This window comes from Clostridium sp. 1001270J_160509_D11 (assembly GCF_015667935.1).
In the GTDB taxonomy this organism is placed as follows: domain Bacteria; phylum Bacillota; class Clostridia; order Peptostreptococcales; family Peptostreptococcaceae; genus Intestinibacter.
This window is the reverse complement of sequence record NZ_JADPET010000138.1, coordinates 1-7,803: the sequence shown is the minus strand read 5'-3', so window position 1 is coordinate 7,803 and position 7,803 is coordinate 1. Positions and strand designations below refer to the sequence as shown.

The window sequence follows — 7,803 nt, the reverse complement described above, 5'->3', positions numbered from 1 at the left end:
TTTTGATTTCAGTGGCTTTGGCGATGAAGACAACAGTGATTTTGAAATATAGTTTTATAATAAAATAAATATAAAATGAAAATATATAAGATAAAGGGTATAAAATAATTAGTTAATCACATTGACGGAAAAACCTTTATAAGTTATAATTAATATACAAGCGAACAAATGTTTGTTTTTATAAATTAGTATATGGAGGAATAAATAATTATGACTATAGAAAAAGAAAAATTAGACGCGTTAAATCACGTCTTAGGAAAAATAGAAAAAGACTTTGGAAAAGGATCAATAATGAGATTAGGTGAGGCTTCATCTATGGTAGTAGACTCTATATCAACAGGTTCAATAGGACTTGATATAGCAGTAGGTATAGGTGGACTTCCAAGAGGTAGAATAGTTGAAATATACGGACCAGAATCTTCAGGTAAGACAACTGTAGCACTTCATACAGTTGCAGAAGCTCAAAGAAATGGCGGAATAGCAGCATTCATAGATGCTGAGCATGCTCTAGACCCTGTTTATGCAAGAGCATTAGGTGTAGATGTTGACAACCTTATAATATCTCAACCAGATACTGGTGAACAGGCTCTAGAAATAACAGAAGCATTAATAAGAAGTGGTGCGATAGACATAATCGTAATAGACTCAGTTGCTGCATTAGTTCCAAAAGCAGAAATCGAAGGAGATATGGGTGATTCTCACGTAGGTTTACAAGCGAGACTTATGTCACAAGCTCTTAGAAAATTAACTGGTTCAATCAAAAAATCAAATTGTGTTGCAATATTCATAAACCAACTTAGAGAAAAAGTAGGTATAATGTTCGGAAACCCAGAGACAACAACAGGTGGACGTGCACTTAAGTTCTACTCTTCAGTTAGATTAGACGTAAGAAAAATAGACACAATAAAACAAGGAGACAAAATTCTAGGAAGTAGAACTAGAGTAAAAGTAGTAAAAAATAAAGTTGCACCACCATTTAAACAAGCTGAATTCGACATAATGTATGGAGAAGGTATATCTAAAATAGGTGATTTATTAGATATAGCTGCTAATGTAGATATAGTTAAAAAATCTGGTTCTTGGTACAACTATCAAGATATAAAACTAGGACAAGGTAGAGAAAATGTTAAGAAATTCCTAGCTGACAATATGGATTTAACAAATGAAATAGAAGAAAAAGTTAGAAAATACTACAAACTAGGTGCAGAATATAGAAATCTAGAAGAAGATGAGTTAGATGAAAACATGCAAGATTCAAATGATGTTACAGGTGAATAATAATTCTTATAAACCTCCTATTAACTTGACATGCGCTAGAAAAAATTATAAAATTAAATGAGGTAAAGTATTCTAATTTAATATAATTTTTTGTTGTCAATTAGTAAATATTATTAATAAGTTTTATTTTAATTGACAAATAAGTTATCTAATTTATTAGATAACTTAAAGAGCAGTATTCCAAGATTATAAATGTAATACTTATCATATTAAAAAATGTTAGCTTTTTATCTTAAAAGTAGATTGTTAACCTAAATAAATGTGAAAATAAGGAGTAATATTGAATTTTGGGATTAAATAACAAAGGAGGTGGATGTCATAATAGCAACAGCAATTATAGCAGCAGTAGTTGGTTTGGCTATAGGAATTGTAGCTGGATATTTTACAAGAAAAAATATATCAGAAGCAAAGATTGGCGAAGCAGATAGCTTAGCTAAGAATATAATAGATCAAGCAAACAAAGATGCAGAAACAATCAAAAAAGAAAAACTTTTAGAAGCAAAAGAAGAAATTCATAAATTTAGAAATGATGCTGAAAAAGAAAATAGAGAAAGAAGAAATGAATTACAAAAATATGAAAGAAGAGTAATTCAAAAAGAAGAATCTCTAGATAGAAAACAACAAAGTATGGAAAACAAAGAATCTAATTTAAATCAAAAGTTAAGAGCAGTAGATGAAAAACAAAAAGAAGTCGAAGCTATAAAAGTAAAACAACTTGAAAAATTAGAGGATATATCAGGTATTACAAGTGAAAAAGCAAAAGATATAATACTAAGTAATGCTGAAAAAGAAGTAAGACATGAAATGTCTATAATGATTAAAGAAATTGAAACTCAAGCAAAAGAAGATGCAGAGAAAAAATCGAGAGAGATAATTGGGTATGCAATTCAAAAATGTGCAGCAGACCATGTTGCAGAAACTACAGTAACAGTAGTTAATCTACCAAATGATGAAATGAAGGGTAGAATAATAGGTAGAGAAGGTAGAAATATTAGAACTTTAGAAACTCTAACAGGAATTGATTTAATAATAGATGATACTCCTGAAGCTGTAATATTATCTGGTTTCGACCCTATTAGAAGGGAAATTGCTAGAATAGCATTAGAAAAACTTATATCAGATGGAAGAATCCATCCTGCAAGAATAGAAGAAATGGTTGAAAAAGCTAAGAAAGAAGTGGACAACATCATAAAAGAATATGGTGAACAAGCTATATTCGAAACTGGTGTTCATAGTCTACATCCAGAATTAGTTAAACTATTAGGTAGACTTAACTATAGAACAAGTTATGGACAAAATGTTTTAAAACACTCTATAGAAGTTGCTCATATAGCTGGTATTATGGCAGCCGAAATAGGTGCTGATATTAAATTGGCGAAAAGAGCTGGTTTACTTCACGATATAGGTAAAGCAGTTGACCACGAAATGGAAGGTACACATGTTGAAATAGGTATGGATTTACTTAGAAGATACAAAGAATCTAAAGATGTTATCCATGCAATGAGTACTCACCATGGAGACTATGAACCTCAAACTGTTGAAGCCGTATTAGTTACTGCAGCAGATGCGATATCTGCAGCAAGACCAGGTGCTAGAAGAGAAACTCTAGAAGCCTACATTAAGAGATTAGAAAAACTTGAAGAAATTGCAAATTCATACGAAGGCGTAGATAAATCATTTGCAATTCAAGCAGGTAGAGAAATCAGAATAATGGTTAAACCAGAAAAAATAAATGATGAAGAAATACATCTATTAGCTAGAGATATAACTAAGAAGATCGAGGAAGAACTTGAGTATCCAGGTCAAATAAAAGTTAGTATAATAAGAGAAACAAGAGCTGTAGAGTATGCAAAATAATGATTAAAATAGCCTCTCTTGAATTATTTCAAGAGAGGTTTTTTGTATAGAAATGTATTTATGGTAAATTATATATTTAAATGATATAATTTAAATATATATAAAATCTCTATCATAAAGCTATTAAAATCTACAGTTAATTTTACAATAAGAAAGAGAGGGGGCTTGCTATGAGTCAGTTTATAAGAATTAACTCTCAATTAGATGCATTAAGAATGAAAGAATTTGAAAAGAAATTTTATGAGAAGTTATCTGACAATGTAAAAATAGTACCAAAAGTAACGCCTTTTAAAGGAATAAATACAGATTTGATGTATATTAAAGATAATAAAATATTATTTATTAAATTTATGGATACTTCAGAAGAGATATTTTCTATATTAGATGAAGAATTAATTGAAGTGATGAATGAAGAATTTAATTTACTTAGATTGAAAATGGCCCAACATCACAGCAATATTTCATATAACTTTATTTATGTAATGCCATATGTAGAAATAGAAGATAAATATGAATTTGAAGAATTTGTAGATAATAATATTATAGACAAGACAAAATTAAACCAAATTATTGAAAATGAAATATATGTAGATAATTACTTAAAAGATAGAAATAATGAGATAGAGTTAAATATGTATATCTTAGATATATGCCCAGAATACTATACTTTAAATAATGAGATGTATATAAATAAAGATTTTAAAAAGATTACATTTGTAAATGACGATTATGAATACAGTGCAAATATGTTAGAAACAAATCAACTTATTAATGCATTGTCAATTGACTATGGAAATAATATATTTAAAGGTGGTTGTGGAACAGGGAAAACGACTATTTTATTGTCTAGAGCAATTAAGTTGGCGCGTGTATATCCACAACATAGATTTGCTATATTCGTATCTTCAAAAAAATTATACAATCAATTAAAAGAAGAGATAGATATTTTGTATAAAGAAAACTCTAATTTAGAGGTTCATACTTTAGCAACATTTTTATTTAAACTAGCTAAGAAATTTGACTTAATAGCTGATTATAGACTATTTAAACAAGACTATGAAAAATACCTTAATAATTTGATTAAACAAGCTAGAAATGTAATAAAAAATAAAAATATGTTTAAAGGTGTATTCATAGATGAGGCTGAAAACTTTAAACATGAAGAAATTGAATTTATTTCAGAATTTTTATATAAAACAAAAAATATATTTGATGTATATTATTGTGATGCTTTAAATATAACTAATGATTTAAATATATTTAAAAATAAACAAGATATAAAACCAGATAAGATGGTTTATTTAGATATAAATTATAGGCAAAGTAAAAGTTTAGTTGATTTTGTAAATAAATTTTGTCAAAACTCTAATAGCTATATAAGAGATTTAAGACCTCTTATAAATCATGATATATATTCACTAACTAAACCAATTCACAAAAAGGGACAAGATCCTGAGATAATAAAAGTAACTGACTTAGAAGAACAAATAGAATCTATTTTATGGGAGATTGATTATCTTACTAATAAAAAAGGATTAGATTACACAGATATAGCTATAGTATATCCATATAATAAGAAAAAATTAAAGAATGGAAAAACGATTTATTTCCAATACATTCTAAGAAAAGCTTTAGAAGAAGCTAAAATACCTTATATGATTGCTGAAGATGAAATAACAAAAATAACAAAAAAAGTAGGTATAACAATTTCGAATATATATGGAATAAGAAATTTAGAATATAAAGCAGTGATTTTCTGTGAATTAGAAATGCTATACAATCAAACAATTAGTGATACAAAGCAAGATTATCAGATAAATGATTTTGTAGGAGATTTAAATAAAATATATTTAGCTCTAAATGTTCCTACAGAGTACTTAAAAATTATAACTACATTTAATGAAGATTCAAGCGAAATAATAAAAATTCTAATAAAGTCTAGACAGTAAATAATTTAATTATAAGAAATAACTTATAAAAATCGCTTTAATCATGAAAATGATAAAGTGATTTTTTAGTTAAAGAATAAACTTGATATTGGGAAGGATAAAAGATATGGTTGAATCAAAAATACTTACAAAGCAAGAATTAAAGTTATACGATGAATTTTCAACAAATTTCACTCCTAAAACAAAAAGGGACTATTTATTGAAAATAATATATTTTAAAAAGTATTTAGAAGGACAATACTTATTAGAAGTAGATAAAGATGATTGTTGTAAATTTATAGAACATATAAAAGAAAAATACGCAAAATCGACGACAGAAAAGATATATAGTTATTTACATAGTTTTTACTCATTTTTATATAGAAACAAATACATGGAGATAAACCCATTTAATTATGTTCAAAAACCTATGGTAACAAGAGAAAAAGGAAAAGACGACGTATTAAGCATTCAAGAAATAAATAAACTTATAGATTCTTTATATAAATTAAATGCGAGAGATAGACTTATAATGGTATTTTTAACTACGACAGGTTGCATGTTAAATGAGCTAGTAGAAGTTAAATGGAAAGATCTAATTGTGGATGATAAAGATAATTACTATATAAGACTTGGTAAAGGTAAAAAAGAAAGAGTAGTAAAACTACACCCTTATTGTTTTAAACTTATAGAAGATTATAGATATCATTCAGGACTAAGCGAAATAATACTACCTACTGATGAATATATATTCACAACACAAAAGAGTAATTCTATAACAGATAGAAACGTGAGAATAATAGTAAAAAAAGCATTTGACTTAGCGGGACTTAAAAATTATTCTGCAAAAGATTTAAGACACTCTTATGCTGCAATAAGTTTAATGTTAGGAGCAGATAAAGAAGATATCCAAAAACAACTTGGTTGGAGCGATAAATACTATGCTATAAGATATAAAAACGTAATTGATTTTGTAGATAGTGAGAGTATAGATTATATAATGCAAAAGGAAAATATGAATATAAATAAAAAATAATAATAATGCCGTTAAAAGATAATACTAATACTAAAACATCATAATATTTTTAGATATGAAAATATAATAAATTAGAACAAATTTAAAAAAAGTATTGTTATAGTTCGCTAAATTATATATAATTATGATGTTAAAAAGAAATGAATTAAGGACGGTGCACAAATATGGATAATAAATATAGTACATATTCTAACCCTCTTACTGAAAGATATTGCAGTAAAGATATGAGTTATATATTCTCTCCACAATTTAAGTTCTCAACTTGGAGAAAATTATGGGTAGCTCTTGCAGAAGGTGAAAAAGAACTAGGAATAAATATAACAGATGAGCAAATAGCAGAATTAAAAGCTCATATAGATGATATAAACTTTGATGATGCGAAAAGAATCGAAAGAGAAGTAAGACATGATGTTATGAGTCATGTTCAAGCTTATGGTCTTCAATGTCCAAAAGCAAAAGGTATAATACATTTAGGTGCTACTTCAGCTTATGTTGGAGATAATACAGATGTAATACAAATGGATGAAGCTTTAAAATTAATAAGAGTTAAATTAGTAAACTTAATAAACAACTTAAAACAATTTGCTCTTAAAAATAAAGATATACCGACTTTAGGATTTACTCACTTCCAAGCAGCTCAGCTTACAACAGTTGGAAAAAGAGCAACTTTATGGGCGCAAGACTTAATAATAGACTTAGAAGACTTAAACTACAGATTAGCTAACATGAAACTTAGAGGAGTTAAAGGAACTACTGGTACTCAAGCTAGTTTCGTAGCTTTATTTGAAGGTGACAGTGCAAAAATAAAACAATTAGACAAAATAGTATGCAACAAAATGGGATTTGAATCTTCTTATGCTGTAAGTGGACAAACTTATACAAGAAAATTAGACTCTCAAGTTTTAAATGTACTAGCAGGTATAGCTCAAAGTATGCATAAAATGACTAACGATATAAGATTACTTCAACATCTTAAAGAATTAGAAGAGCCATTTGAAAAGAAACAAATAGGTTCATCAGCTATGGCATATAAGAGAAATCCAATGAGAAGTGAGAGAATATCATCACTTTCAAAATTCATAATAGCTGAATCTATTTCTCCAGCTATGGTAGAAGCTACTCAATGGTTAGAAAGAAGTTTAGATGACTCTGCTAACAAAAGACTTTCTATACCACAAGCATTTATGGCAGCTGATGCTATACTTGAAATAGGTATAAATGTAACTGATGGATTAGTAGTTTATGAAAGCATGATAAATAAACACATAAACGAAGAACTACCATTTATGGCAACTGAAAATATATTAATGGAAGCTGTAAAAAGAGGTGGAGATAGACAAGAGCTACACGAAGAGATAAGAGAATTATCTATGAAAGCAGCTTACAGAGTTAAACACGAAGGTTTAAACAATAACTTAATAGACTTAATACTAGAATCTGACAAATTCGACATGTTAAAAAGAGAAGAAATATCAGATATACTAGACCCTATGAAATTCGTAGGTAGAGCTCCAGAGCAAGTTGTAGAATTTGTAGAAGAATACTTAAACCCAGCAATAGAGCCATTTAAAGAATTTATAGGTGGTTTAGACGTAGACTTAAAAGTTTAATTTTAAAAATAAACATTATAAAATATATTAAAAAGGCTCCTAGAAATAAGATATATTTCTGGGAGTTTTATTTATGAGATAAATCAAAAAATAT

General features: G+C 27.7%; 5 protein-coding genes. All 5 read left to right on the top strand.

From position 1 onward, the window contains the following. The first annotated feature begins 216 nt into the window (after window positions 1–216). The 5 genes from recA to purB all read left to right on the top strand — a co-directional run bounded on the left by recA (window position 217) and on the right by purB (window position 7,709). Entirely contained in the window at window positions 217–1,278 is a 1,062-nt protein-coding gene (gene recA / locus I4U58_RS11355) for a recombinase RecA (protein ID WP_343003874.1), read from the top strand. A 309-nt stretch (window positions 1,279–1,587) separates the two neighbouring features. Next, window positions 1,588–3,135: a ribonuclease Y gene (gene rny, locus I4U58_RS11350; RefSeq protein WP_195931462.1), complete on the top strand. Its 1,548-nt coding sequence runs from the start codon at window positions 1,588–1,590 to the stop codon at window positions 3,133–3,135. A 170-nt stretch (window positions 3,136–3,305) separates the two neighbouring features. Further along, the gene (locus I4U58_RS11345; protein ID WP_195931461.1) at window positions 3,306–5,084 is read left to right on the top strand and encodes a DEAD/DEAH box helicase family protein; all 1,779 of its coding nucleotides are present in this window, start codon (window positions 3,306–3,308) and stop codon (window positions 5,082–5,084) included. A 106-nt stretch (window positions 5,085–5,190) separates the two neighbouring features. Continuing rightward, window positions 5,191–6,099 (top strand): tyrosine-type recombinase/integrase, encoded by a 909-nt coding sequence (locus I4U58_RS11340; RefSeq protein ID WP_195931460.1) that lies wholly within the window; start codon window positions 5,191–5,193, stop codon window positions 6,097–6,099. Between the two features lie 164 nt (window positions 6,100–6,263). Next, window positions 6,264–7,709 (top strand): adenylosuccinate lyase, encoded by a 1,446-nt coding sequence (gene purB, locus I4U58_RS11335; RefSeq protein ID WP_195931459.1) that lies wholly within the window; start codon window positions 6,264–6,266, stop codon window positions 7,707–7,709. Window positions 7,710–7,803 lie beyond the last annotated feature (94 nt).

Coding starts and splice junctions, on each gene's coding strand:
- I4U58_RS11340 (WP_195931460.1), top strand. CDS start 5,191: ATGGTTGAATCAAAAATACTTACAAAGCAAGAATTAAAGTTATACGAT.
- purB (WP_195931459.1), top strand. CDS start 6,264: ATGGATAATAAATATAGTACATATTCTAACCCTCTTACTGAAAGATAT.
- I4U58_RS11345 (WP_195931461.1), top strand. CDS start 3,306: ATGAGTCAGTTTATAAGAATTAACTCTCAATTAGATGCATTAAGAATG.